This is a genomic window from Kribbella sp. NPDC104218, from assembly GCF_055584105.1.
In genome coordinates this window covers 284465-309020 of sequence record NZ_JBVJMQ010000004.1, presented here as the reverse complement: position 1 = coordinate 309020, position 24556 = coordinate 284465, and the positions used below count along the sequence as shown (strand labels likewise).

The following is a 24556-nucleotide window of genomic DNA, read 5'->3' as shown; positions in this document are numbered from 1 at the left end:
ACAGACCCCCAGTCTAGGGGCCACCGGCCAACGACAGAGAAACACCCTGTGGACAACACGCCGGGTCATTGACTGGTCACGCAGAGTTTATCCGAATTCAGACCGACAGCAACGAAGTGATCTGCTCACCGGCCAGCCGATCCCGCCACGGCAGGAACGACAGCTCCAGCAGGACGGCGGTGCCCGCGACCTCGGCCCCGGACCGCCGGATCAGCTTCAGGCACGCCTCGACCGTCCCACCGGTGGCCAGCACGTCGTCGATCACCAGCACCCGGTCACCGGGCGCGAACGCGTCCTGGTGCACCTCGATGGTCGCCTCGCCGTACTCCAGCGCGTACGACTCCTCGTACGTCGCGGCCGGCAGCTTGCCCTTCTTCCGGACCGGGACGAACCCGGCGCCGAGGGCGAGCGCGACCGGGGCGGCGAGGATGAACCCGCGCGCCTCGATCCCGACCACCTTGTCGACCACCGGGCGGCCGTCGTCGTCCGTACCGGCCGCGGCCAGCGCCTCGACCACCTGGGCGAACCCCAGGTGATCGGCCAGCAGCGGGGTGATGTCCTTGAACACCACCCCCGCCTGCGGGTAGTCCTGGATGTCGCGGATGCCGTCGGCCAGGACCTGCTCCAGCGTCCGCGCCATTACTTACCGCGCTTCGAGCGCGGCTTCCGCGACGGCTGCGGCCGGCCCGCGCCCGCGGTGTTCATCGGCCGGGACGCCGGCGTCGGCGCGGACCCGGTCGCCCGCGGCGCGTCCTGCACCGCCGTGGCGCCGGAGCCCGCCGTGACCAGCTTGTCCTGGACGCCGGACTTGGCCGTCGTCCCACCGGCGGCCTGGGCGCGCTTGGCGGTGACGCGGCGGTTCAGCGCCTGCATCCCCGGCTCGCGCTCCTTGAAGACCGCCAGCAGCGCCGGAGCGATGAAGATCGACGAGTAGGCGCCGACGGCGATACCGACGAACAGGGCCAGCGAGAGGTCCTTCAGCGGGCCGCTGCCGAGCACCCAGACGCCGACGGCCAGGATCGCCCCGACCGGCATCAGTGCGATCAGCGTGGTGTTGATCGAGCGCACGATGGTCTGGTTGACGGCCAGGTTGGTCGCGTCCGAGTAGGTGTAGCGGTTCGAGCCGGTGATCCCGCGGGTGTTCTCGCGGACCTTGTCGAAGACCACGACCGTGTCGTAGAGCGAGTACCCGAGGATGGTCAGGACGCCGATCACCGTGGCCGGCGTGACGTCGAAACCGATCAGCGCGTAGATGCCGACCGTGATCAGCACGTCGTGCAACAGCGCGATGATCGCGGCCATCGAGGCCTTGGGCTCGCGGAAGTAGCCCCAGATCACCAGGAAGACCAGGCCGACGAAGACCGCCAGCGCGATCAGCGCCTTGTTCGCGATCTGCTCACCCCAGGAGGCGCCGATCTGCTGTGAGGTGACCTGCTCCGGACCGATGCCGGCTTCCTTGGCGATCGCGTTCCGGACCGAGACGACCTGCGCCTGCTCGAGCGGCTTGGTCTGGACCCGGACCCGCTCGTTGTTGATCGTGGTGACGACCGGGTCGCCGAGGCCGTCGATGTTCAGCGCCTTCACCGTGTCGGTGAAGTTCTGCACGGTGCTGTCGGTGACCGCGACCTTCGCCTCGTACTCGACGCCGCCGCGGAACTCGATCCCGAGCGCCAGGCCGCGGGTGAACAGGCCGCCCAGCGAGAGCAGGACCAGGACGATCGAGACCACGAACCAGAGCTTGCGCTTGCCGATGAAGTCGTAGGAGACCTCACCCTTGTGCAGCTTGTTCCCGAGCTGTCCGAGCTTCGACATCAGACCTCCCCTCCGATCGGCTTCCGCGTGGACGGCGTCTTCCGCGGGCGCGGGGTCACCGGGCCGGCGCTGTGGCCGGGTAGCCGCTCGACGCCGAGATGCTCCGGATCCAGGCCGGACAGCTTGTGGCCGTGGCCGAAGAAGTTCGTCCGGGCCAGCAGCGTGACCAGCGGCTTGGTGAAGACGAACACGACGACCAGGTCGATCAGCGTGGTCAGGCCGAGCGTGAACGCGAAGCCGCGGACGCTGCCGACGGCCAGGATGTAGAGCACCAGCGCGGCCAGCAGCGAGATCGAGTCGGCCGCGATGATGGTGTGCTTGGCGCGGGCCCAGCCGGTCTCCACCGAGGAGCGCAGGCTGCGGCCCTCGCGGACCTCGTCGCGGAGTCGCTCGAAGTAGATGACGAACGAGTCCGCGGTGATCCCGATGGCGACGATCAGACCGGCGATCCCGGCCAGCGTCAGGGTGAACCCGATCGCCTTGCCGAGCAGGACCACCATCGCGAAGGTCAGCAGCGACGCGACCGCCAGCGAGGCGACCACGACCAGTCCGAGACCGCGGTAGTACAGGAACGAGAACAGCACGACGAGCGCGAGCCCGGCGATACCGGCCCAGATACCGGCCGAGAGCTGGTCCCCGCCGAGCTGCGGCGAGACGGTCTCGACCGACGAGGTGTCGAACGCGACCGGGAGCGCGCCGAACTTCAGCACGTTGGCCAGGTCGCGGGCCTCGGCCTCGGTGAAGCTGCCGGTGATCTGCGCCGTCCCGCCCGGGATCGGCTGCGAGACGCTCGGCGTGGAGATCGCGACGCCGTCCAGCACGATCGCGAACAGGTTCTGGCCCTCGCCGCGCTGGGAGATGTTCTGGGTGGCCTTGAGGAACTTGGTGCCGCCCTCGCCGGTGAACTCCAGGTTCACCTGCCACTGCAGGCCGCCCTGCGGGATCCCGGCCGAGGCGTCCGACAGGTCGGTGCCCTTCAGGATCGCGGGGCCGAGCAGGTACTTGAACTGCTGAGCCTTGTCACAGGAGAACTGCGGCTTGGCCGGGTCGTCGTCCTGCTTGTCGCCGCACTTGAACGCCGCGAACGCCGCCTGGGTGGCCGCATCGGGGGTGTAGGTGAGCGGGTCGCCGCCCGGCGCGACCGGCGGGACCGACGGCTTCGGGGTCGGGGTGGTCGACGGCTTCGGCGTCGGAGTCGGCGTCGCCTGCCCGAGAGCGCTGCTCCAGGCCCGCCCGTTCGGCGTCGAGCTGACCGGCGTACTCGGCTTGACCGACGTGCTCGGCTTCGGCGTGGTGCTCGGCTTCGGTGTCGAACCGGGCTTCGGCGTACCCGACGGGGTGGTCGACGGCACCGGCATCTGCTGCGACGCCTGCGCGTCGTACACGACCCGGAAGTACAGCAGGGCTGTCTGACCGATCTGGGCCACCAAGCTGTCCTGCGTCGCGCCGGGCACCGCCACCGTGATGTGGTTGTTGCCCGAGGTGGTGATGTCGGCCTCCGCGACACCCGCCCCGTTCACGCGCTGCGAGATGATGTTCTTGGCCTCGTTGAGCTGCTCGGAGGTCACCTGGCCGCCGCCGGTGACGTTCTTGGCGGTCAGCGTGATGGTGGTGCCGCCACGCAGATCCAGACCGAGCTTGGGCTTCCAGGTCTTGGTCAGTCCCATGATCCCGAACAGCAGGACCACGATGACTGCCAGGGCAAGCAGGAGCCGACCAGGGCGGGATGTCGTCGGAGTTGCCACGTCAGATTCAACCTTTGCTTCTGGGCAGGCCTAGGCGTCGTGAGGGCGCCTAGGCGCGCCGCAGGCCGTCAGTGGGGTATGTCAGTTCTCGGTGTGCTTCGGCGTGTCCTGCACCTTGCCGTCAGCCTTGTCCCGGCCGGCGTCCGGTACGTCGACCGGGTCCTTGCTCGGGTCGGTGACCTCACCCACCTCGTCGGCGACGTCCTTGGTCGCCTCGTCCGCGGTCTCCGGCTCGGCCTCGTCCGGGATGACGCGGCCGATGGCGGCCTTGACCACCTGGACCAGGACGCCGTCGGAGATCTCCAGCGTCACGTACTCGTCGTCGGTCTCCTCGACGATGCCGACCATGCCGCTGGTGGTGACGACCTTGGTGCCGGGCTGCAGCGCCGCGACGGTCGCCGCCTGGCGCTCGCGCTGCTTGCGCTGCGTGCGGCTCATGAACCAGATCATCCCGACGATCAGGATCAGCGGCAGCAGCAGCGTGATGCCGCCGCCTCCGGAAGAGGCCAACGGGGAGGCGAGGAGTTGCATCGGGTCTCAGAGTCCTTCGGAATCGGGAGTACGAACGTCCCGCACGCTCTGCTCACAGCGTGCAGGCCGCAGCGGAATGACCTCAGGTCAGGCCATCGGGAGTCTAACCCCGGCCGCCAACAACCGCGTCACGACACCGGGTCACGTTTGCGTTACTCGGCGGACGCCGGGCGGCCCTTCACTCTCCGTCGAATGGTTCCGCGATCACTCGGAGTCGAACAAGGTGTCCGCGAAGGTCGCTCCTTTCGGCACGGCCATCCCGAGGTGCCGCCAGGCGGCCGGGGTCGCGACGCGGCCGCGCGGCGTCCGGGCTAGATAGCCGGAGCGGACCAGGAACGGCTCCGCGACCTCCTCCACGGTCTCGCGCTCCTCACCGACTGCGACGGCCAGGGTGGACAGGCCGACCGGGCCGCCGCCGAAGCGCCGGCAAAGCGCATCGAGGACCGAGCGGTCCAGCCGGTCCAGGCCCATCTTGTCGACCTCGTAGAGCTCGAGCGCGGCCTTGGACAGCGCCAGCGTGATGATGCCGTCGGCGCGGACCTCGGCGTAGTCGCGGACGCGGCGCAGCAGCCGGTTCGCGATTCGGGGAGTGCCCCGGGAGCGGGACGCGATCTCGGCCGCCCCCTCGGGGGTGATGTCGACCTCGAGGAGCGCGGCCGACCGGTTGACGATCTTCTCCAGCTCGCCGGCGTCGTAGAACTCCAGATGGCCGGTGAAACCGAAGCGGTCGCGCAGCGGGCCCGGCAGCAGCCCGGCCCGGGTGGTCGCGCCGACCAGCGTGAACGGCGGGATCTCCAGCGGGATCGCGGTGGCGCCAGGCCCCTTGCCGACGATCACGTCGACCCGGAAGTCCTCCATCGCCATGTAGAGCAGCTCTTCGGCCGGTCGCGACATCCGGTGGATCTCGTCCAGGAAGAGAACTTCGCCCTCGCCCAGCCCGGACAGGATCGCCGCCAGATCGCCGGCGTGCTGGATCGCGGGCCCGCTCGTCACCCGCAGCGGCGCCGACAGCTCGGCGGCGATGATCATCGCCAGCGTGGTCTTGCCCAGGCCGGGCGGCCCGGACAGCAGCACGTGGTCGGGCGCGCGATGCCGGGCGCGCGCGGCATGCAGCACCAGCTCCAGCTGCTCGCTGACCCGGCGCTGCCCACCGAACTCGGCCAGCGTGCGCGGGCGCAGCGCGGACTCGATCTTGCGCTCTTCCAGATCCACGGCGTCCGCGGACACCAGCGGCCGGACGTTGTCGTCCATCGGCTAGGCCTTCGACAGCGCGCGCAACGCGGCCCGCAGCAGATCGGGAACCGACGGGTTCGGGTTGTCGGCGGCCAGCGGCGACACCGCGGTGACGGCGTCCTCGGCGTCCCGCGCGGACCAGCCGAGGCCGACCAGACCGGCGTGCACCTGGTCGCGCCAGGCCTCCGCGGCCTGCAGCGGCCGGCCAGACACCGTCTTCGACGGGGCGCCGATCTTGTCCTTCAGCTCCAGCACGATCCGCTGCGCGCCCTTCTTACCGATGCCCGGCACCTTGCACAGGACGGCGAGATCCTCCGAGGCGACCGCCTGGCGCAACTGGTCCGGGCTGAGCACGGCCAGCGCGGCCTGCGCGAGCCGCGGACCGACGCCGGACGCCGTCTGCAACAGCTCGAACAGGCTCTTGGCGTCGTCGTCGGCGAAACCGTAAAGGGTCAGCGAGTCCTCCCGGACGACCATCGAGGTCGCCACCCGGGCCTCCTGCCCGGGGCGCAGCCCGGCCAGCGTGCCAGGGTCGCAGTAGACCTGCAGGCCCACTCCCCCGACCTCGATCACGGCGCTGTCGACGCCGATCGCCGCCACCGGACCCCGTACGAACGCGATCACCGCGAACCTCCACTCACTGTCTTGCCGTGCCGCGCCGCGGCGGCCGTCTTGCTTTGCTGAGCCTCGACCGCCGCGCGCAGCCGCGCCTTCTGCAGCCGGGCCTGCGCCTCGGCCTGGGCCTCCAGCTGCGACCGGGCGGCTGCCGCCTGCTGCAACTTACCGGCCACGCCACCGCGCCAGACATGACAAATGGCCAACGCGAGCGCGTCGGCGGCGTCCGCGGGCGTCGGGCGCTCGGGCAACCGCAGGATCCGGGTCACCATCGAGGTCACCTGCTCCTTGTCGGCCCGGCCCGACCCCGTGACGGCGGCCTTCACCTCACTCGGCGTGTGCAACGCGACCGGCAGCCCGCGCCGCGCGGCCACCACCATCGCGATCCCGGAGGCCTGCGCCGTCCCCATCACCGTCCGCACGTTGTGCTGCGCGAACACCCGCTCCACAGCCACCGCGTCCGGCTGGTGCTCGACGATCCACCGCTCCAGCTCCGCCTCGATCCGGACCAGCCGCTGGGCGACCTCGTCCTCGACCGGCGTCCGGATCACGCCGACGGCAACCATCGTCGGCGGCCGCCCAGGCACGCCCTCCACGACGCCGAGCCCGCACCGGGTCAATCCCGGGTCGACGCCGAGCACGCGCATGGACCACCTCCGAACGTTTGTTCGACAAACCCTAACGGGCCGTTCGGACAGCCTGTTAATCGACGCGCCGCCCGCTCAGAAGAAGTCGAGCATGTACGCCGAGGCCCCTCCGAACGCGGCGTCCAGGACGGCGTCCCCGGCCGGAGATCCACCGCTCGCGAGGCCGGCGCCGCGCAGAGTGGCGAGTGGCGTTCCGGCGTACAGAGCGGCCAGGCCGCGAGCTCCCAGCCGCAGCGCATCGGCGCTGGCTGCGCCCGGCGTCAGGACGCCGACGCCGTCCGCGATCGAGAGCCGCCAGTCACCGGTGTTGCCGCTGAACTCGGAGTCGTCGATGTGCAACTCCGCCTCCAGCGTTCCTGGCCCGAAGCCGCGCGCAGCGATCGCGGCCGGCGCGTCGAGCAAGCGCAGCATCCAGCGCACGGCACGGGCGTCGCCGTCCGCCTCGTGCTCGGCCAGCAGGTGCACTGGGTCGTAGGGCGCGCTGAAAACGTTGACGGACTTCGCAATCGACGCACCGGAGCCGACAGTGGCCAGCAAGGCCCGCGTGGTCGCTTCTGAGCCCGCGATGAGCTCGTCGACGTCCAGGTTGCCGTCGGCCCAGTTGTAGACGACGAAACCGTCGTCGGCGACGTACGCGAAGTTGTCGTCGTCCTCTAGCCAGCTCTCGATCTCACTGAGCGGCCAGATCAGCGGTCCGTTCGACCGGCGGGCCTGATGGGTCTTCGACGCGAGGTCGAGGAACAGCTGCGCGTCAGCGCGCCCAGCACGGCGCACCTGCACGTCTCTGCCACCGAGGACGCGTAGGTCCGCAGCCTGGAAGGTGAACTTGTTGCGCGCACCGGCGAACTCGTAACCGAGGTGGCGGTACAGAACAGTGGTCGCCGGGTAGAGCCCGGACAGCGGGTAGCCCTTCTCCACTGCACGCTGCATGACACCGCGCATCAGCAGACTGCCGACGCCACGGCCGCGGTACTCCGGTGCGACGATCACGCCGGCCACACCAGCCATCGGCACCCGGCGTCCGCCCCACCACTGCTCGAACGGCCAGATGCGACCAGCCGCGACCAGCTCGTCACCTGCGGCCACTCCGACGTACCGGCCGTCAGCTATGAACCCCAGTGCGCTCTTGCGGAACTCGTCCTTGTCCCCACCCGGCCCGAAGGACCGCGCTCTGACCTGCCAGACCGTGTCCAGGTGTTCTTCGGTGATGTCGACGACCCGCAGCGCATCAGTCACCCGACCGACCCTACGTGAGCCGTGGGCTGCGGGGCATCGCTATTTCCGGTCGGTGACCCACAGGTTGATGGTGCCCTCGACGACGACGGTGCCGTCGTCCCGAGTCGCCTTCACCCGCACCGGTACGTCGGGGCCGGCGGTCCAGTCGTCCGGGTCGGTCTCGGCCGAGCAGGTGAGGCCGGAGGTGGACTTGGCCAGGTAGGCGACCTCCATGCCCTTGGGCAGCCACCTCTTGCCGCTGGGGATGGTCGCCTCGGCCAGCGCGCCCATGGCGGCTTCCAGCCCGTTGCAAACCGCGATGGCGTGCACCGTGCCGATGTGGTTCTGCACCGCCCGCCGCTTCGGCAGCACCAGGGAGGCGTAGTTCGGCCCCACCTGGACGAACCGCGGCCGGATGGACCGGAAGTACGGCGCCTTCCAGGTGAATGCCAGCGAGAACACCCGCTCCCCGCCCGGCACCGCCCGCAACCGCTCCCACATCGCCAGCACCTGTGTAGCCATGCCGGTCAGGTTACCCGCGAGTAAGCAGTTCCGCTAGGACGGCGGCGGCGCAGTGGACTCCCGGAAGATCAGCTGGTTGACCTTGCGGGTCACCGGCTGCGGTGCGGGCTGGCCGTTGATGGCGGCGAGCAGCCGATGGATGCCGTCACGGCCCTGACCCTCACGGTCGACAGCGACGGTGGACAGGGACGGCGTGGTGAAGCGGGTGATCTCGTCGTCGTCCCAGCCGAAAACGCTCAGATCATCCGGAACGCGCCAGCCGCGCGACAGCGCACCCCGGACGACGCCCTGCGCGACCACGTCGTTCGCAGCCACCACCGCGGTGACGCCGCAGTCCGCAGGCAGGCTGGTGACGGCGTCGAAACCGCTCTGCGCGGACCACTCGCCGCCGAGGACGCCGACCGACCGCAGCCCGAGGCGCTCGATCGTCGCGAGGTAGACGCTCTTGCGGTTGCGGGCCGAGGTGAACGTCTGATCGCCCGCGACGTGCAGAAATGTTTCGTGGCCGAGCCCGGCCAGATACTCGACGATTTCCCGGACCTCGGCCGCGCCGGCCAGCTCACCCAGCACGTGCAGCTTTTCGTCGTACCCCTCACTCTCGACCACCGGAACCCCTTGCGCGGATTTACTCCGGCTGACCACAGAGGAAATCGCAAGAATTCCGTCGACCTGGCCCGAACGCGCCAAATCGTCAATACGCGCCGACCGCGCCCGGGGGCCGCCCTCGACACTCACGACGTCGACCTGGTAGCCCGCCTGATGGGCGGTCTCGGAGGCCGCCGCGAGCTGCCGGCCGGGAAAGTGCGGACCGGCCGCGAGGACGATCGCGAGCCGGTTCGTCCGCCGGGTCCGCATCGACCGGGCGACCAGATTCGGCCGGTAGTCCAGCGTTTTCACGGCGAACTCGACCTTGACCCGGGTCTTGGGTTTCACGCTGTCGCGGTCCTGCAGATAGCGCGACACCGTGGTGTGCGAAACACCGGCCAGCCGGGCCACCTCGTGGATGGTCGCGGGCCGCTTGGGGCGTGCGTCGGTCACCGGCAAAGGTTACACCGAGCCCTTGACACCCGCCACGGGCTGCGGTTAGCTCCTGCAGCAGAAGTGGATCGATCACATTTTGAATCCAGCCTCAGGGAGGTCCCTGTGACTGCCTTTCTCCAGCGCTTACGCCGCGACTATCCGGTGCTTTTACTGGCGATCCCCGGAATGCTGGTGATCTGCGCGTTCCAGTATTACCCGCTGTGGGGAAACATCATCGCCTTCCAGGATTACCAGCCCTATCTCGGCGTCGGCCGGAGCCTCTGGAACGGCGTCGAGAACTTCGGCCCGATCGTCACCGGCGACCCGGCGTTCCTGAACGCGGTCAAGAACACGCTGATCCTGACCGCGATCCAGACCGTGATCGTGTTCCCGGCCCCGATCGTGGTCGCGCTGGTCCTGCACAGCCTGCTGTCGAACCGGATCCGCCAGTTCGTCCAGACGGTGATCTACCTGCCGCACTTCATGTCCTGGGTGATCGTGGTCGCCGTCTTCCAGCAGATGCTGGGCGGCACCGGCATGATCAACAACTGGCTGCGCTCGCACGGGTACGACCCGATCCATGTGATCGGCAACGTCGACGCCTTCCGCGCTCTGCTCACCTCACAGGTGATGTGGAAGGACACCGGCTGGGCGACCATCCTGTTCCTCGCGGTGCTCTCGCAGATCGACCGCTCGCTCTACGAGGCGTCAGCGGTGGACGGCGCCGCCCGGTGGCGGCAGACCTGGCACATCACGTTGCCGGGGCTGAAACCGATCATCATCCTGCTGCTCATCCTGAAGCTCGGCGACTCGCTGACTGTCGGTTTCGAGCAGATCATCCTGCAGCAGCAGGCCGTAGGAGTCGATGCGAGCGAAGTGCTCGACACCTACGTCTACAACAACGGCATCCTCGGCGGCGACTGGGGCGTCTCGGCCGCGGTCGGACTGGTCAAGAGCGTGGTGGCGCTGGTTCTGGTGCTGGCGGCCAACAAACTCGCGCACCGCCTCGGTGAGGAAGGGGTGTACCGCGGATGACAGCCAAGCCACGTCAGGTCCTCGTCGGCGGGATGCCGATGCCCGGACGAGCGGAGTCCGTCGTCAAAGCCGTTTTCCTGGTCGTCGTCTGCGCAGTGGTCATCGTCCCGTTCATCGGCGTCATTTCGACCAGCCTCGCTTCCCCCGACGAGGTGATCCGCGCCGGCGGTTTCGTCCTGTTCCCGAAGGACGGCCTGGACTTCTCGGCGTACCGCTCGATTCTGTCCGGTGGAACGGTGACCGAGGCGCTTCTGGTGAGCGCCTTCATCACTCTCGTCGGTACGGCGATCGCACTCACTCTGACGTGCACTCTGGGCTGGGCGTTGAGCAGACGCGGGACTGTCGGCAACAAGCCGCTGCTGTTGCTCGTGCTGATCAGTCTGCTGTTCAACCCCGGTCTGATCCCCACCTACCTGGTTGTGCAGCAGTTCGGGCTGCTCGACAGTCTGTGGGCGGTCATCCTGCCGGTGTCGATCAGCGCCTTCAACGTGATCGTCGTCCGGGCGTACTTCATCGGTCTCCCGGCGGCTGTCTTCGACTCGGCGCAGGTCGACGGCGCCTCCGAGTGGCGGACGTTCTGGCACATCGGGTTGCCACTGTCGAAGGCTGTCGTCGCTGTGGTCGGCCTCTTCTACGGCGTCAGCTACTGGAACAGCTTCTTCGGTGCCTTGCTCTACCTCAACGACAGCAGCAAGTGGCCGCTGCAACTGGTTCTGCGCACGTACGTCGTGAACGGCGTCGAGATCGGCGCCCAGGACCTCGGTGCGGCCAGTGAGGCGCTGCCACCGCAGACCTCCATCCAGATGGCGATTCTGATGATTTCGGTCGTCCCCATCCTGTGCGTCTACCCGTTCATCCAGAGGCACTTCGCCAAGGGCGTCCTGACCGGCGCGGTGAAGGGCTGAGAGGAAACCACCATGAGTTCACAGCTCTCCCGTCGTACGCTGCTGGCCGGGGTCGGCGCGCTCAGCCTGGCCGCCTGTTCCAACGAGGGCCGCGGCGGTCCGACCGGCGGTTCCGGCAACGCAGCCGGCGTCCGTCCGACGTACCAGCGCTACACCGGCGTGAAACCGGACTTCGCCGGCGCCGAGCACAACATCCCGGATGCGTTCAACCGCTACCCGGCCAACCCGGTGCAGGCGATCACCCAGCCCCCTGGTGACGGCCAGCCGATCAGCATCACGACGTACACGAACACGCCGATCCCGCCGAAGCTGGAGCAGAACCGGTTCTGGCAGGAGCTGAACCGGCGAGTCGGTTCTCCGATCACAGTGAGCCTGACGCCGTCGGTCGACTACAACCAGAAGTTCGCCACGGTTGTCGCCGGCGACCGGCTCAGCGACATCTTCTTGGTCGGTGCGGTCCCGCAGGTGCCGCAACTGCTGGGAGCGAAGGCCGCCGATCTGACGGCACACCTCTCCGGTGACAACATCAAGAAGTACCCCTACCTGGCGAACCTGCCCGAGACCGCGTGGAACAACTGCATCTACGGCAACAAGATCTACGGCGTCCCGATCCCCCGCGGCGCGATCAGCTCGCAGGCCCTCTACAGCCGGGCCGATCTGCTGGAGAAGCAGGGGTTGAACGAGGACATCAAGAGCGCTGACGATTTCCTCGAGCTGTGCAAGCAGCTGACCGACCGGCGCCGCAACCGGTTCGCACTGGCGACGTCGCCGACGCAGTACGTCCGGAACATGTTCGACATGCCGAACAACTGGCGTGAGGACAGCGGCTCGCTGGTCAGCTACTACGAGCACGAGTCCCACGAGGCGGCGTTCGAAGTCCTGCGGAAACTCTGGAGCGCGGGCTACGTGCACCCGGACGCGTTCTCCGGCCAGAACCAGGACATGAAGGTCCGCTTCGGCAGCGGGACCAGCGCGCTGGTCCAGGACACGTTCAGCGGCTGGCCGAGCTACCTGCAGACCGCTGTCGACAAGGACGCCCGGATCGGCATCATCGCGCCGCCGAAACACGACGGCTCCGGCACCGGCAAGATCTGGCTGGGCGCACCGGCCATCGGCTTCGTGGCGATCAACAAGAAGGCGGAGGGACGCGCCGAGACGCTGCTGGCCTATCTGAACTTCCTGGCCGCGCCGTTCGGCACCCAGGAGTACCTGTTCCGCAAGTTCGGTCTGCCGGGGCTGCACCATCAGGTCGTGGACGGCAACCCGGTGCTGACCCAGAAGGGTTTCAGCGAAGTTCAGCTCGGTCTCATGTACCAGGCGGACGGCCCGTGGACGATCTTCCTGCCGGAGAAGGCCGGGAACGCGGAGGCGGAGTTCAACGCGATGAAACGGACCTGCCCGACCGCTCTGGCCGATCCGGCCGCGGGACTGTACTCCGAGACCAGCGTCCGCAAGGGGCCGCAGCTGAACGAGGACATGACCCAGCTGACCAACGACATCATCCAGGGCCGCAAACCGGTCTCCGCCTGGGCCGGTGCGGTCAAGAAGTGGAAGAGCGGCGGTGGTGACAAGATCGCCGAGGAATTCACCCAGGCACTCGAAGCGTCGCGCTGAAAGGAACCACGTTGTCCAACACAGTCAGGTTCGCCGCTGTCGGTCTCGATCACGCTCACATCCACGGACAGGTCGCGGGGCTGATCGCTGCCGGGGCGGAGTTCGTCGCGATGGCCACCGACGACTGGTCGGCCGCGATCGCCCAGCAGGTCCGGGAGCGCTACCCCGACGTCGCCGTCCACGCGGACGCGGACGCGCTGATCAACGCGGACGGCATCGATCTGATCGTCACCGCCGGCGTACCGGACCGCCGCGGGCCGATCGCCGTCGCCGCCCTGCGCGCCGGTAAGGACGTGGTCACCGACAAGCCGGGCTGCGTCAGCTTCGCCCAGCTGGAGGAGATCGAGAAGGCGGTCGCGGAGAGCGGCCGGTTCTGGTCCGTGACGTTCTCCGAGCGGTTCGAGGTGCGCTGCGCGATCAAGGCCGGTGAACTCGTTCGGGCCGGCCGGATCGGTACCGTCGTCCAGACGCTGGGGCTCGGGCCGCACCGCGTCGGCGACCGCGGCCACCTCGGCGGCGGCGCCGGGCGTCCGGAGTGGTTCTACGACAAGAGCCGGTACGGCGGCATCCTGGTCGACATCGCGTCGCACCAGATCGACCAGTTCCTCTGGTACACCGGCTCCCGCACGGCCGAGGTGGTCGCCAGCAGCGTCGGCAACTTCGCGAACCCGGAGACGCCCGGCCTGCAGGACTTCGGCGACCTGCTGCTGCGCAGCGAGACCGCACAGGGCTACATCCGCGTCGACTGGTACACCCCGGCCGGACTGCCGACCTGGGGTGACGGCCGGCTGATGATCCTCGGCACCGGCGGCTACATCGAGCTGCGCAAGTACGTCGACATCGAGGGCCGTCCGGGCGGCGACCACCTGTTCGTCGCCGACCAGGACGGCACGCACTACGTCGACTGCTCGGACGTCGAGCTGACCTACTACGACGACCTCGTCCGGGACGTCCGGGAGCGGACCACCACGGCCGCACCGCAGGAGCACACCTTCGAAACGATGCGGCTGGCGCTGACTGCCCAGCAACAGGCCGTCGTCCGTGGAGCCGCCGAATGAAGGTCGCCATCGTCGGGTGCGGCAACATAAGCCGTCGGCACGCCGAGTCCTACGCAGCCGCGGGTGCCAAGCTCGTCGACGTCGCGGACGTCGTCCCGGAGAAGGCAGCCGCTCTAGCGGCGAAGTACGGCTCGCGAGCGCACTCCGATCTCACTGAGCTGCTGGCTGCAAGTGACGCGGAGCTGATCTCGATCGCCACTCCCCCGGGCAGTCACGCCGAGCTGGCGGTGCAGGCGCTGGCAGCCGGCCGTTCGGTGCTGCTGGAGAAGCCCCCGGTGCTGAGTCTCGCCGAAATGGACGCTGTGGCCGCGGCCGAACGGGACAGCGCCGGCTCGGCGTACGTGGTCTTCCAGCACCGGCACGGCTCAGGCGCGGTGCGAGCCGCGGACCTCCTGGGCCGTGGCGTGCTGGGAGCACCACAGGTCGCCGTCTGCGAGACGCTGTGGTTCAGGCCGCGCAGCTACTTCGATCCGGAGTGGCGGGGCACCTGGGTCGGTGAAGGCGGCGGGCCGACGCTCGGCCACGGCGTCCACCAGATCGACCTCCTGCTGCATCTGCTCGGCCCGTGGCGGACTATCCAGGCCACTGCGGTCCGGCTGGACCGTCCGGTGCAGTTCGAGGACGTGTCGATGGCATCGGTCGTTTTCGAGAGCGGAGCGGTCGCGACAGTCATCAACAGCCTCCTGTCGCCGCGCGAGCTGAGCCGGATCCGCATCGACACCACTGGCGGCACGCTGGAGGTCAACCACGTCTACGGCTACTCCGACGCAGACTGGACCTTCCACCCGGTTCCTGATGCCGCTCGGGCCTCCCAGCTTGGTCTGAACCCCGGAGTCCCCGGCGCTGCGGACGCGGCGACTGAAGCCGACCAGTGGACCGGTACCGCGGGTGACGACATCCCCAGCAACCACGAGGCGCAGATCCAGCGGCTGGTCGACGATCTGTCGGCCGGGCGACCGCACGGCACCACCCTCGCCTCGACCCGGCCGACCATGGAGTTCGTCACCGCGCTCTACGCTTCGGCCATCACCGGAATGCCGGTGCAGCGAGCCGCCCTGGTCCCGGGGCACCCGTTCTACCGGGCCCTACACGGGGACGTCGACCAGGACCGAATCAGCCAGGTGATGCGGATCTAAGACTCGCCTTCTCGGTTCTGAGGGGTTAGCCTCGCCCGGCGAGCAGGTTCGGGGGAACCACGGGGAGGCACGCGAATGGGTGTAGGCGCACCGCCACGGCCGGAAATGGCCGGAGAGATCGCCGAGTTCGGTTCTCGGCTGCAGGAGCTGCGGGCGTGGTCGGGGGTGTCGTACCGCGAGCTGCACCGGCGGATCGTCCGTAGCCGGACGGCACGCGGCGTGGCCGAGATACCGGCGTACGACACCGTCTACCGCTGCCTGCAGCCGGGGCGTTGCCGACTGGACGTCGAGTTGGTCGTGGACGTCGTCCGGGCGCTGATCGGCGAGACGGACGACGAGGCGGTACTGGCCTGGCGGCATGCGTACCAGCTGGCCAGTGGAGCAGCGTCGGACGCCGCAGTGGTCAAGGTGACCGACCGCCTGCCGGACGACCTCGAACTGTTCACCGGTCGCGCGGAGGAGCTGGCCCTGCTCCACCGGGCGGCTTTCGAACGGTCCGCGCCTGTAGTACTCGCGGTGGACGGGATGGCCGGCGTAGGTAAGACCCGACTGGCAGTGCACGCCGCGCATCGGCTGGTCGGGGTTGATCAGGTGCTTGCGGTCAATCTGCGCGGCTTCGACGAACGTGACCCGGCCGAGCCCGGTGCGGTGTTGGAAGCGTTTCTGCGGTTGCTCGGCGTCCGGGTCAGCCGTGCGCCCGGAGTGGAGCACAGCGCGCGGACGGCGAAGCTCGGTGCGGTGCTGCGCGACCGCCGGTCGGTCATCCTGCTCGACAACGCGGCCTCGGCGGAGCAGGTGCTCCCGCTCCTGCCCGGCGTACCGGGGAGCGTCGTACTGGTGACCAGCCGTCGCCGGCTGCAGCTGCCAGGGGCGCAGCGGTTGCAACTCGGTCCGTTCACGCCGGCCGAGTCCGACGAGTTGTTGCGGCGAGCGGTTGGGGAGCGGATCCGTGCCGATCCGGCCACGGCCGGGCACATCGCCGTCCAGATGGGGCAGTTGCCGCTCGCGCTGGTCGCGGGACGGATCGACGCCACCCCAGACTGGAGTCTGACCGACCATCTGGAGCGGCTCGTCGAGCGTGGGCGGATCCGGTGTCTTGATGATGCGGTCGAGAACGCGTTGGCGCAGTCGTACTCGAGTCTGCCGCCGGCTCGGCGCACGTTGCTGCGGATGCTCGCTCTGCATCCAGGCGCCGACTTCGACACCACTGCGGCGGCAGTACTGGCCGGTGCACCGGACGCCACCGATCTGCTCGACGAACTGGTCGCCGGGAACCTGCTGCAGCAGCGGGCGCCGGGGCGGTACGAGATGCACGACCTGGTCCGGGTGTACGCGGCGAAGTGCGGGAGCGACGAGGACCCGGCGAGTGCACGCCGGGCCGCGCTGACCCGCCTGGCGGACCACTACCGGGCGACGGCCGCGACAGCCATGTCCGTCTACGCACCACACGAGACGGACTGGCGACTGCGGGTCAGCCCGTCCGTCGTACCAGCTGACCGCGACGCCGCACTGGCCTGGCTGGAGTCGGAGCGCACCAATCTGGTCGCGTGTGGGCTGCTCGCTGCCGAGCAGGACCTACCGGCGCATGCGGCTGAGCTGTCGTCGATTCTGTACCGCTACCTCGACGACGCTGGGCACTACGCCGACGCCGAGGCTCTGCACGGCGCTGCGGCCAGAGTCGCGCCGCATGCGTTGCGGGGCCGGGTCTTGAGCAGCCTCGGCGTGGTGCGCTGGCGGCTCGGCAAATTCGCCGAAGCCCGCGAGGCGTACGCCGAAGCGCTCAGAATGGCCACAGCGACCGGGAACGACCGCGAGCGGATCCGTGCGCTGATCAACCTCGGTCTGGTGCTCGAACGCGTCGGTGCGTACAGCAAGGCGCACGCGAACTACTTACAGGCGATCGACATCTGCGCCACGATCGACGCCCGGCTCTCCCGGGCGCGTGCGCTGCACAACGCCGTCCTCCTGGACGAACGGCTCGGCCGGTACGAGACGGCGTACGAGCGCGTCCAGGAGTGCCTGGCGATCCTGCGCGAGACAGGTGACCGGGTGACCGAAGGACGCGCGCTCAACAGCAGAGCGGCCGTCAGCTTGAGCCTTGGTCGGCTCGACCAGGCACGGGCCGACGCCGAGCGTGCGATCGCCATCGCCCGCGAGGTCGCGAACCGAACCGGTGAGGCCTACGCACTGATCACTCTGGGCCGTGCGCTCGGCGCCATCGGCGCACTGGAGCCCGCACAGGCCAGACTTGAGCTGGCACTGCAGATCGCGCTCGAGGTCGCCAACCGGGACGCCGAAGCCCTTGCACTGAACGAGTCCGGCGCAGTGGCCAGCGCGGCGGGCGCACCGGCGTCCGCACTCGATCTGCATCGGACTGCACTCGCAGTCGCCGAAGAGACCGGTGACCCGTACGAGCGCGCCCGTAGTCACCAGGGCTGCGCTCGGGCGCTTCTGCTGCTCGGCAACGCGGCCGCGGCGCAGTCCGAGCTGCGACTGGCCCTGGCGCTGTTCGGGGAGTTACGGACTCCGGAGGCCCGGATTGTGGCGACTCATCTGGCCGCGCTGTCGGCTTGACCGGATTCGATCGGGATTGCGGACATCGCCGTCCGGGCGAAGAGAGCATGGGGCCCGCTGTCCGCGTCCGGGCAGCGACCGCCCCACCAGAAGGAGTACCGCTATGCGTTTCGCGACCAGAGCTCTGGGTGTCGCAGTAGGTTCGGCCGCACTGCTGGCCGTCGGTCTGACTCCCGCAGTCGCCGAGGACGGCCACGTGTACGTCCGCGTCCTGACCTACCCCTCCGGCGGCACGTCGGGCGGTGAGAGCGACGCGGACCTGAACTTCACAGCCGCGCGCTCGGTCACCTACAACAAGTGGACGATCAACGACACCTGCCCCGGTGACGGCTACCGGGTGATCGCCCGCGCCCGCGCACTCCTCACCAACGGCTCCTACGCCAACGGCACCTGGCACGAGGACGACGGCACCTGTGAGAGCGCGCCGTGGGGTCCGTACTCCGGCCGCGAACTCAACACCAGCGTCAACATCGTCAAGGCCGGCGTCCAGGTCTGCGTCGACCTCGGCGCCGAGCTGAAGTGCAACACCACGTTCCGGGACAACCCGCACACCTGATCCGCAGCGGATGCGGCCGGCCTCTGCTCGGGGCCGGCCGCATCGCATGTTCAGCAGTAGAGGTTGTCGCCCGGTGTGACGCCGAGGCGGCTGGTGAAGTTCTGGTACGCGGTCACCCGGGCCTGAACCTGCGCCGGGTTACCGCCGTTGCACTCGATCGAGCCGTTGATGGTGCGGATGGTCTGACCGAAGCCCTGGTTGTTGACCATCGCGTTGTGCGCAGTCATCGTCCCGGCACCGGTCTGCGTGTTCCAGAACCAGAGCGCGGTCTTCCAGGACACTGCGGAGTCCTGCTCGACCAGCCACGGGTTGGTGAGCAGCGGCAGGCCCAGCGCGTCACCTGCGGCCTTGTAGTTGTAGTTGTGGCTCAGCTGCATCGGACCGCGGCCGTAGTACGCCGACTGCCCGGCCGGGCACCCGTACGGCTGCTCCCAGTGGCAGTAGTTCGGGTAGTTGGCCTCGTTGATCTCCTTGATGTAGACCAGTCCGCCGGTCTCGTGGTTGACGTTGGCCAGGAACGCCGCCGCCTCCCGCTTGCGCATCGTGTCGTCACCGGTCGCGGCGAACGCCGGGTAGGCGCTGATCGCGCTGATCAGCCCGGCGTAGGTGTAGAAGCCGTTCCGGCTCGGGAACATCTGGTTGAACACGGCCTCGCTGACCGGGAACGCGCCCGGATTTGGCGGGTTTCCGCCACCACAGGTGTACGGATCCCAATACCAGGTACTCACCGTCGGCGAATATCCCGGATTGTCGTGCTCAGCCACGTAATACGCGCCCTGGAAGCGCACAATACTGCCGGCGGCGTAGAACTGGCCCTGCACCCAGTCGGGGTGATTACAAGCTGGCGGGTTTCCGCCATCGCAGTTGGTGTACGGATCCCAGTACCAGGTACTCACCGTCGGCGAGTAGCCCGGATTGTCGTGCTCGGCGATGTAGTACGAGCCTTGGAAGCGCACGATACTGCCGGCCGCGTAGAACTGGCCCTGCACCCAGTCCGGGGCGGTGCAGGCCAGCGGCGCGGCGGTCGCGGGCAGGGTGACGGTGATTCCCGGCACCAGCAGCGCGAGTAACGCGAACAGTAAAACAACCGTTCTTTTCATGAGTTCTCCGTTCGTAGGGGCGGTTACGTCCGGTAATTGCAGACTAAACGCCCACCACGACTAAAGAAAGATCTCAACGAAAAGAATCAGCCGCCGCGAACACTGCGTCGCGGCGGCTGTTCGGTGGAACTGGGTCAGCCGACCTCGGCCATGACCTCGTCGCTCACGTCGAAGTTCGCGTAGACGTTCTGGACGTCGTCGCTGTCCTCGAGCGCGTCGATCAGACGGAAGATCTTGTTCGCGCCCTCGGCGTCCAGCTCGACGGTCATCGACGGGACGAACGAGGCGTCGGCCGACTCGTAGTCGATCCCGGCCTCCTGCAGCGCCGTCCGGACCTTGACCAGGTCACTGGACTCGCTGATCACCTCGAAGGACTCGCCGAGGTCGTTGACCTCGTCGGCGCCGGCCTCGAGGACGGCCTCCATCACGTCGTCCTCGGAGTACGTCTTGCCGTCCTGCACCTTGCCGACGACGATGACGCCCTTGCGGTGGAACAGGTAGGCGACGCTGCCCGGGTCGGCCAGCGAGCCGCCGTTGCGGGTCATCGCCGTCCGGACGTCGGCCGCCGCGCGGTTGCGGTTGTCGGTCAGGCACTCGATCAGCATCGCGACGCCGTTCGGGCCGTACCCCTCATACGTGATCGACTGCCAGTCCGCACCGCCGGCCTCGGCGCCCGAACCGCGCTTGACGGCGCGGTCGATGTTGTCGTTCGGGACCGAGGACTTCTTCGCCTTCTGGACGGCGTCGTACAGGGTCGGGTTGCCCGCGAGGTCACCGCCGCCCGTGCGCGCGGCCACCTCGATGTTCTTGATCAGCTTCGCGAAGAGCTTGGCGCGCCTCGAGTCGATGACCGCTTTCTTGTGCTTCGTGGTGGCCCATTTGGAGTGGCCTGACATCGCGAACCCAACCCTTCTACCGCCGAACAGACTTTAGAGCCCGCGGACCAGGCCGGCGAAGTAGCCGTGCAACCGCGCGTCCCCGGTCAGCTCCGGATGGAACGACGTGGCCAGCAGCCGGTCGTGGCGAACCGCGACGATCCTACCCGTGGCCGGGCCCGAGCTCACGGTCGACAATACCTGGACGCCGCTGCCGACCCGTTCGACCCACGGTGCCCGGATGAACACGGCGTGGTACGGCGTGTCCAGCACCGCGAACTCCAGGTCGGCCTCGAAGGAGTCCACCTGCCGGCCGAAGGCGTTCCGGCGGACCGTGACGTCGAGCCCGCCGAGCGTCTCCTGGCCCTCGATCCCGCCGGTGATCTCGTCGGCCAGCATGATCATCCCGGCACAGGTCCCGAAGACCGGCATCCCGTCCGCGATCCGCTTCCGCAGCGGCTCGAACAGCTCGAACGCGCGGGCCAGCTTGTCCATGGTGGTCGACTCACCACCCGGCAGCACCAGCCCCGCCACCTGCTCCAGCTCGGACGGACGCCGTACCGGCCGGGCATCGGCGCCGACCTGCTCCAGCATCTCCAGGTGCTCGCGCACGTTCCCCTGCAGCGCGAACACTCCGATCACCGGCTTGCTCATGTCAGCTCTCCTTCCCGGTCTTGTCCACCGACCCGCCGGCTCCAGCCAGCTGGTGCTCGTTCGGGCCGATCCACAGCGTTTGGTAGATGCCGGTCACCTGACCGTCCGGTGCGGCCGCTGTGGCCGCAGCGAGGTCCGGATAGACGACCTCTCCCACTGTCCGGCCCTGCTGGATCCGGAACTCGTCCCGCCGGACGACGTCGCCCGGGTGCAGCTCCTCATGTTCCGACTGCCCGTTCAGCGCTCCGAGCCGCAGCTTCAGGCCGCCTTCGAACTGGACGTACATGTCGAACCAGAGCGCGTTCTGCTCGGCGTACTCCGCCGCCTCCGCGCGCACCGCGAACTTCCGCGGCGGCTGGTACTTGTCCGGGACGGTCTCCCAGTACACCGTCTCCACAACGGAGCCGACCGGGACGTACGTCACGTCTTGTCCACCGTGTGGCTGTTGAGGACCAGAACCTTGTGCGGGCCGATCCAGAGCTTCTGCTGGATCGCTGTGCTCACACCGGACGGCGCTGCCGCGACAACCGCCGCCGGGTCGTCGAACGAGGTCTCGTCGAACCAGGTGGTCGCCTGGACGACCTGGTCACCCGGCACCGGGTCCGGCTGGTCCCACTCGCCCTTCGGCGTCCCCAGCGCGACCTCCCCCTCCGGGAACTCCAGCAGGTACTCCAGCCAGACCAGATGCTGCTCCGAGAACTCCAGAGCCTCAGCACGCGTCTCGAGCACCCGGGGCGCGACGTACTTGTCCGGAACGCTCCGCCATCGGACCCGCTGCACCACCGAGCCCACCCGCAACAACGTCACAGCACTACTCGCCGCTGCCAGTTCAGAGTGACCTCGATCCGGCCCTCGTCGAAGGTGGCCGGCAGATCGCGTTCGTTGAGCAGCGCGAGCACATCCTCCAGGAGCGGCTCCCCCGGCGCGACATTCGCGGTATCCGGGTGCCAGAGCTTCAGCTCGAGCATCCCGAAGTCCACCGCGTGCCACACATCAGTGTCCGTGAAGAACACCAGCCCCTGCGGCTCCACCGCCGCCTGCAACACCTGCTTCGCCGCATGGTGATCCGACGTGTACCGAACCACCACGAGCCCCAGCGACTCCAGCTCGTCCAGCACAGCCTCCAGCCGATCCGGATCCGTAGTAGTCGGCCAACCAGCAGCCTCCTCATCCAGATCCAGCACAGCCTCACCGATCAGCAACGGCACCAACGCCCCCGCATCCACCGCAGGCGCATCCTCCCGAACCGCCTCCCCCAGCGCCGCGCTGATCACAGCCCGGTCGGCATACCCCGACCGCACCAACACCCGAGCCAGCCCCCGCAACTCACGCGCAGTCCGCTCATCAACCGCAAGCAGCCCCTCCGGAGTACTCACCAGCCGCGCTCAGCAAGCCGGTGCGGCTGCGGAATCTCATCGACATTGATGCCGACCATGGCCTCGCCGAGGCCGCGGGAGACCTTGGCGATCACGTCGGGGTCGTCGTGGAAGGTGGTGGCCTTCACGATGGCTTCGGCGCGCTGGGCCGGGTTGCCGGACTTGAAGATGCCGGAGCCGACGAAGACGCCTTCGGCGCCGAGCTGCATCATCATCGCGGCGTCGGCCGGGGTCGCGATACCACCTGCGGTGAAGAGCACGACGGGGAGCTTACCGGCCTGGGCGACCTCCTTGACCAGCTCGTACGGCGCCTGCAGCTCCTTGGCCGCGACGTACAGCTCGTCCTCGGGGAGGTTCTGCAGCTTGCGCAGCTCCTGGCGGATCTGGCGCATGTGGGTGGTCGCGTTCGACACGTCGCCGGTGCCGGCCTCGCCCTTGGAGCGGATCATCGCCGCGCCCTCGGTGATCCGGCGCAGCGCCTCGCCCAGGTTGGTCGCGCCGCAGACGAAGGGGACGGTGAAGTTCCACTTGTCGATGTGGTTGGCGTAGTCGGCGGGCGTGAGCACCTCGGACTCGTCGATGTAGTCGACGCCGAGGCTCTGCAGCACCTGCGCCTCGACGAAGTGGCCGATCCGCGCCTTGGCCATGACCGGGATCGAGACCGCGCTGACGATCGAGTCGATCATGTCCGGGTCGCTCATCCGGGAGACGCCGCCCTGCGCGCGGATGTCGGCCGGAACCCGCTCCAGCGCCATCACGGCGACCGCGCCGGCGTCCTCGGCGATCTTGGCCTGCTCGGCGGTGACGACGTCCATGATCACGCCGCCCTTGAGCATCTCGGCCATCCCGCGCTTGACCTTCGCGGTCCCGGTCTGCGGCGTCACGTTCTCGCTCACTGCATCCTCCTGATCGGTGGGGCTCCGCAGTCCACAGTAGGGGCCTTGAGCGACCGATTGTCAGTCCACCTCATTTCAAGTGGACTGATCGAGTGCGACCCCGAGCCGGGCGACGACGAGCCGCAGAGTCGCCGGCGGCGCGGTGAAGGGAATCCGGATGTGCCGCCGGTCGGTGCCGTCCGGCGTGAACAGGTCACCTGCTCCCAGCAGCAGGCCCTGCTCGCGTGCGGCGTCCAGAACGCGTCGGGCGCGGGTCTCGGTGAGCTCCAGCCATAGCGTCATGCCGCCGGTCGGCGTGGGCCACGTCACGCCGTCCAGTGTCTTCAGACCGGTCTCTAGTGCGTGCAGGTTGGCACGAAGCCGAGTCCGGCGCCGGCTGATCAGCTTGTCGAGCTTCTGCACGATTGCCTGGGCCAGTAGGTCGTCCAGCGCACTAGGCGATGCCACGCTGAGCTGTGCGCCGGTGTTGATCCGTCTGCGCAGCTGTTTGCCGGTGCGGACCCAGCCAACTCGCAGTCCACCCCAGACCGTCTTGGAGAGCGATCCGACGCTCACAGTGCGCGGATAGCGACTCAGTGGGTCAGCCTGCGCACCACTGGCCAGCCACAGCGGTCGCATCGTCTCGTCGCTGATCAGCGCGGCGCCGTACCGCCTGGCGATCTCGACAACTGTCGAACGTCGGTCTGCCGGCAGGCTGAGCCCAGTGGGGTTGTGGTTGTCGGCCTGGAGGTAGATGACCTTCGGACGGTGCCGTCGGCAAAGGTGTGCGAGCTGGTCGGTGTCCCACACCCCAGCAGGCCAAGCGGCAACGTCCAACCGGTGTCTGCGCAACAGGTCGAAGGCAGCCGGGTACGTCGGGGTCTCAGTGATTGCTACGCCCGGTCCAAGGTCCAGACCGGCCAGAGCGGCATTCAGACCGGCGGCTGCGCCGACTGTGAGCGTCAGCTGGTCCGGCTCGGTGGGAACGCCTTCCAGGGTGAGCCTTTCGGCGAGCGCCGTCCGTAGCTCAAGAGAGCCACCGGACGGTGGACCGTCGCCGCCCATGGCCTGCGGCAACGCATCCTCGACGACCTGGGCCGCGGCCTCAACCACGTCATGCGGTGCTGCAGTCGTTGCGAACCGCAGGTCGAGCAGCGGCTGGTCCCCAGCGGTCACAGTCGACGCAGGTGCGATCGGGTCCAGCAGCCGGTCGATCGGCCGAACGTGCGTGCCAGAACCGCGTTTCGTCTCCAGTACGCCGTCCGCGCGCAGGTGATCGAGTGCGCGGACGACGGTGACCCGGCTGAGCCCGAGACGCTCGGCCAGCACCCGCTCCGACGGCAGCCGCGAGCCGATCGACAACTCGCCGCGTTCGATCCGACGCAGGACCAGAGCCTCGACCTGTTCGGTCTTGGTCCCGTCTGCCGGGTCAAGGTCGCCAGCACGCCACATAAGTCC

24 protein-coding genes and 1 pseudogene are annotated in these 24556 nt (G+C 68.5%); 7 read left to right on the top strand and 18 right to left on the bottom strand.

The window, feature by feature from the left end; translation table 11 throughout:
* Positions 1-97: 97 nt before the first annotated feature.
* From ACZ6ZD_RS32470 to ACZ6ZD_RS32425, 10 genes and pseudogenes are all read right to left on the bottom strand, one after another.
* Positions 98-640 carry an adenine phosphoribosyltransferase gene (locus ACZ6ZD_RS32470; protein ID WP_465677851.1) on the bottom strand — a complete coding sequence of 181 codons (543 nt, stop codon included), beginning with the start codon at positions 638-640 and terminating at the stop codon, positions 98-100.
* Positions 640-1812 (bottom strand): protein translocase subunit SecF, encoded by a 1173-nt coding sequence (gene secF, locus ACZ6ZD_RS32465; RefSeq protein WP_465677849.1) that lies wholly within the window; start codon positions 1810-1812, stop codon positions 640-642. The genes ACZ6ZD_RS32470 and secF overlap by 1 nt, the downstream gene beginning before the upstream one ends.
* Entirely contained in the window at positions 1812-3557 is a 1746-nt protein-coding gene (secD, locus tag ACZ6ZD_RS32460) for a protein translocase subunit SecD (RefSeq protein ID WP_465677847.1), read from the bottom strand. Before secD ends, secF begins: the two co-directional genes overlap by 1 nt.
* Before the next feature lie 81 nt (positions 3558-3638).
* A complete protein-coding gene (yajC, locus tag ACZ6ZD_RS32455; protein ID WP_465677845.1) occupies positions 3639-4088 on the bottom strand; it encodes a preprotein translocase subunit YajC in 450 nt (149 codons plus the stop codon).
* A 204-nt stretch (positions 4089-4292) separates the two neighbouring features.
* Positions 4293-5339, bottom strand: a complete 1047-nt coding sequence (gene ruvB / locus ACZ6ZD_RS32450) for a Holliday junction branch migration DNA helicase RuvB (protein ID WP_465677843.1) — start codon at positions 5337-5339, stop codon at positions 4293-4295.
* A gap of 3 nt (positions 5340-5342) precedes the next feature.
* Positions 5343-5945, bottom strand: coding sequence for a Holliday junction branch migration protein RuvA (gene ruvA / locus ACZ6ZD_RS32445; RefSeq protein WP_465677841.1), 603 nt, complete (start codon positions 5943-5945; stop codon positions 5343-5345).
* A gap of 106 nt (positions 5946-6051) precedes the next feature.
* Positions 6052-6583: pseudogene (gene ruvC / locus ACZ6ZD_RS32440) on the bottom strand (crossover junction endodeoxyribonuclease RuvC); the annotation flags it as partial.
* A 75-nt stretch (positions 6584-6658) separates the two neighbouring features.
* Entirely contained in the window at positions 6659-7819 is a 1161-nt protein-coding gene (locus tag ACZ6ZD_RS32435) for a GNAT family N-acetyltransferase (protein WP_465677839.1), read from the bottom strand.
* 39 nt (positions 7820-7858) lie between these two features.
* Positions 7859-8320: a hotdog fold domain-containing protein gene (locus ACZ6ZD_RS32430; RefSeq protein ID WP_465677837.1), complete on the bottom strand. Its 462-nt coding sequence runs from the start codon at positions 8318-8320 to the stop codon at positions 7859-7861.
* 33 nt (positions 8321-8353) lie between these two features.
* Positions 8354-9358: a LacI family DNA-binding transcriptional regulator gene (locus ACZ6ZD_RS32425; RefSeq protein ID WP_465677835.1), complete on the bottom strand. Its 1005-nt coding sequence runs from the start codon at positions 9356-9358 to the stop codon at positions 8354-8356.
* Positions 9359-9463: 105 nt separating this feature from the next.
* On the opposite strand from ACZ6ZD_RS32425, the gene ACZ6ZD_RS32420 reads away from it, so the two are divergent.
* The 7 genes from ACZ6ZD_RS32420 (at position 9464) to ACZ6ZD_RS32390 (ending at position 18218) form a co-directional block, all read left to right on the top strand.
* Positions 9464-10375 carry an ABC transporter permease gene (locus ACZ6ZD_RS32420; protein ID WP_465677833.1) on the top strand — a complete coding sequence of 304 codons (912 nt, stop codon included), beginning with the start codon at positions 9464-9466 and terminating at the stop codon, positions 10373-10375.
* Positions 10372-11280, top strand: coding sequence for a carbohydrate ABC transporter permease (locus ACZ6ZD_RS32415; RefSeq protein ID WP_465677831.1), 909 nt, complete (start codon positions 10372-10374; stop codon positions 11278-11280). The genes ACZ6ZD_RS32420 and ACZ6ZD_RS32415 overlap by 4 nt, the downstream gene beginning before the upstream one ends.
* 12 nt (positions 11281-11292) lie before the next feature.
* On the top strand, positions 11293-12894 hold the full coding sequence (locus tag ACZ6ZD_RS32410) for a type 2 periplasmic-binding domain-containing protein (protein WP_465677829.1): 1602 nt from the start codon (positions 11293-11295) through the stop codon (positions 12892-12894).
* A gap of 11 nt (positions 12895-12905) precedes the next feature.
* The gene (locus ACZ6ZD_RS32405) at positions 12906-13952 is read left to right on the top strand and encodes a Gfo/Idh/MocA family protein (RefSeq protein ID WP_465677827.1); all 1047 of its coding nucleotides are present in this window, start codon (positions 12906-12908) and stop codon (positions 13950-13952) included.
* Positions 13949-15088, top strand: coding sequence for a Gfo/Idh/MocA family protein (locus ACZ6ZD_RS32400; RefSeq protein ID WP_465677825.1), 1140 nt, complete (start codon positions 13949-13951; stop codon positions 15086-15088). Before ACZ6ZD_RS32405 ends, ACZ6ZD_RS32400 begins: the two co-directional genes overlap by 4 nt.
* 75 nt (positions 15089-15163) lie before the next feature.
* On the top strand, positions 15164-17662 hold the full coding sequence (locus tag ACZ6ZD_RS32395) for an ATP-binding protein (RefSeq protein WP_465677823.1): 2499 nt from the start codon (positions 15164-15166) through the stop codon (positions 17660-17662).
* A 103-nt stretch (positions 17663-17765) separates the two neighbouring features.
* Positions 17766-18218: a hypothetical protein gene (locus ACZ6ZD_RS32390; protein WP_465677821.1), complete on the top strand. Its 453-nt coding sequence runs from the start codon at positions 17766-17768 to the stop codon at positions 18216-18218.
* A gap of 50 nt (positions 18219-18268) precedes the next feature.
* On the opposite strand, the gene ACZ6ZD_RS32385 is transcribed toward ACZ6ZD_RS32390, so the two are convergent.
* The 8 genes from ACZ6ZD_RS32385 to ACZ6ZD_RS32350 form a co-directional block, all read right to left on the bottom strand.
* Positions 18269-19318 (bottom strand): glycoside hydrolase family 19 protein, encoded by a 1050-nt coding sequence (locus ACZ6ZD_RS32385; RefSeq protein WP_465677819.1) that lies wholly within the window; start codon positions 19316-19318, stop codon positions 18269-18271.
* 134 nt (positions 19319-19452) lie between these two features.
* Complete coding sequence (locus tag ACZ6ZD_RS32380) at positions 19453-20214, bottom strand: YebC/PmpR family DNA-binding transcriptional regulator (RefSeq protein WP_465677817.1); 762 nt, start codon at positions 20212-20214, stop codon at positions 19453-19455.
* 33 nt (positions 20215-20247) lie between these two features.
* The gene (pdxT, locus tag ACZ6ZD_RS32375; RefSeq protein WP_465677815.1) at positions 20248-20847 is read right to left on the bottom strand and encodes a pyridoxal 5'-phosphate synthase glutaminase subunit PdxT; all 600 of its coding nucleotides are present in this window, start codon (positions 20845-20847) and stop codon (positions 20248-20250) included.
* 1 nt (position 20848) lies between these two features.
* The gene (locus ACZ6ZD_RS32370; RefSeq protein ID WP_465677814.1) at positions 20849-21271 is read right to left on the bottom strand and encodes a hypothetical protein; all 423 of its coding nucleotides are present in this window, start codon (positions 21269-21271) and stop codon (positions 20849-20851) included.
* Positions 21268-21654, bottom strand: a complete 387-nt coding sequence (locus ACZ6ZD_RS32365; protein WP_465677812.1) for a hypothetical protein — start codon at positions 21652-21654, stop codon at positions 21268-21270. The genes ACZ6ZD_RS32370 and ACZ6ZD_RS32365 overlap by 4 nt, the downstream gene beginning before the upstream one ends.
* The gene (locus tag ACZ6ZD_RS32360; protein WP_465677810.1) at positions 21651-22223 is read right to left on the bottom strand and encodes a DUF6891 domain-containing protein; all 573 of its coding nucleotides are present in this window, start codon (positions 22221-22223) and stop codon (positions 21651-21653) included. The genes ACZ6ZD_RS32365 and ACZ6ZD_RS32360 overlap by 4 nt, the downstream gene beginning before the upstream one ends.
* Positions 22220-23119, bottom strand: a complete 900-nt coding sequence (pdxS, locus tag ACZ6ZD_RS32355; protein WP_465677808.1) for a pyridoxal 5'-phosphate synthase lyase subunit PdxS — start codon at positions 23117-23119, stop codon at positions 22220-22222. The genes ACZ6ZD_RS32360 and pdxS overlap by 4 nt, the downstream gene beginning before the upstream one ends.
* Positions 23120-23194: 75 nt before the next feature.
* Entirely contained in the window at positions 23195-24550 is a 1356-nt protein-coding gene (locus tag ACZ6ZD_RS32350) for an aminotransferase-like domain-containing protein (RefSeq protein WP_465677806.1), read from the bottom strand.
* Positions 24551-24556: the final 6 nt, after the last annotated feature.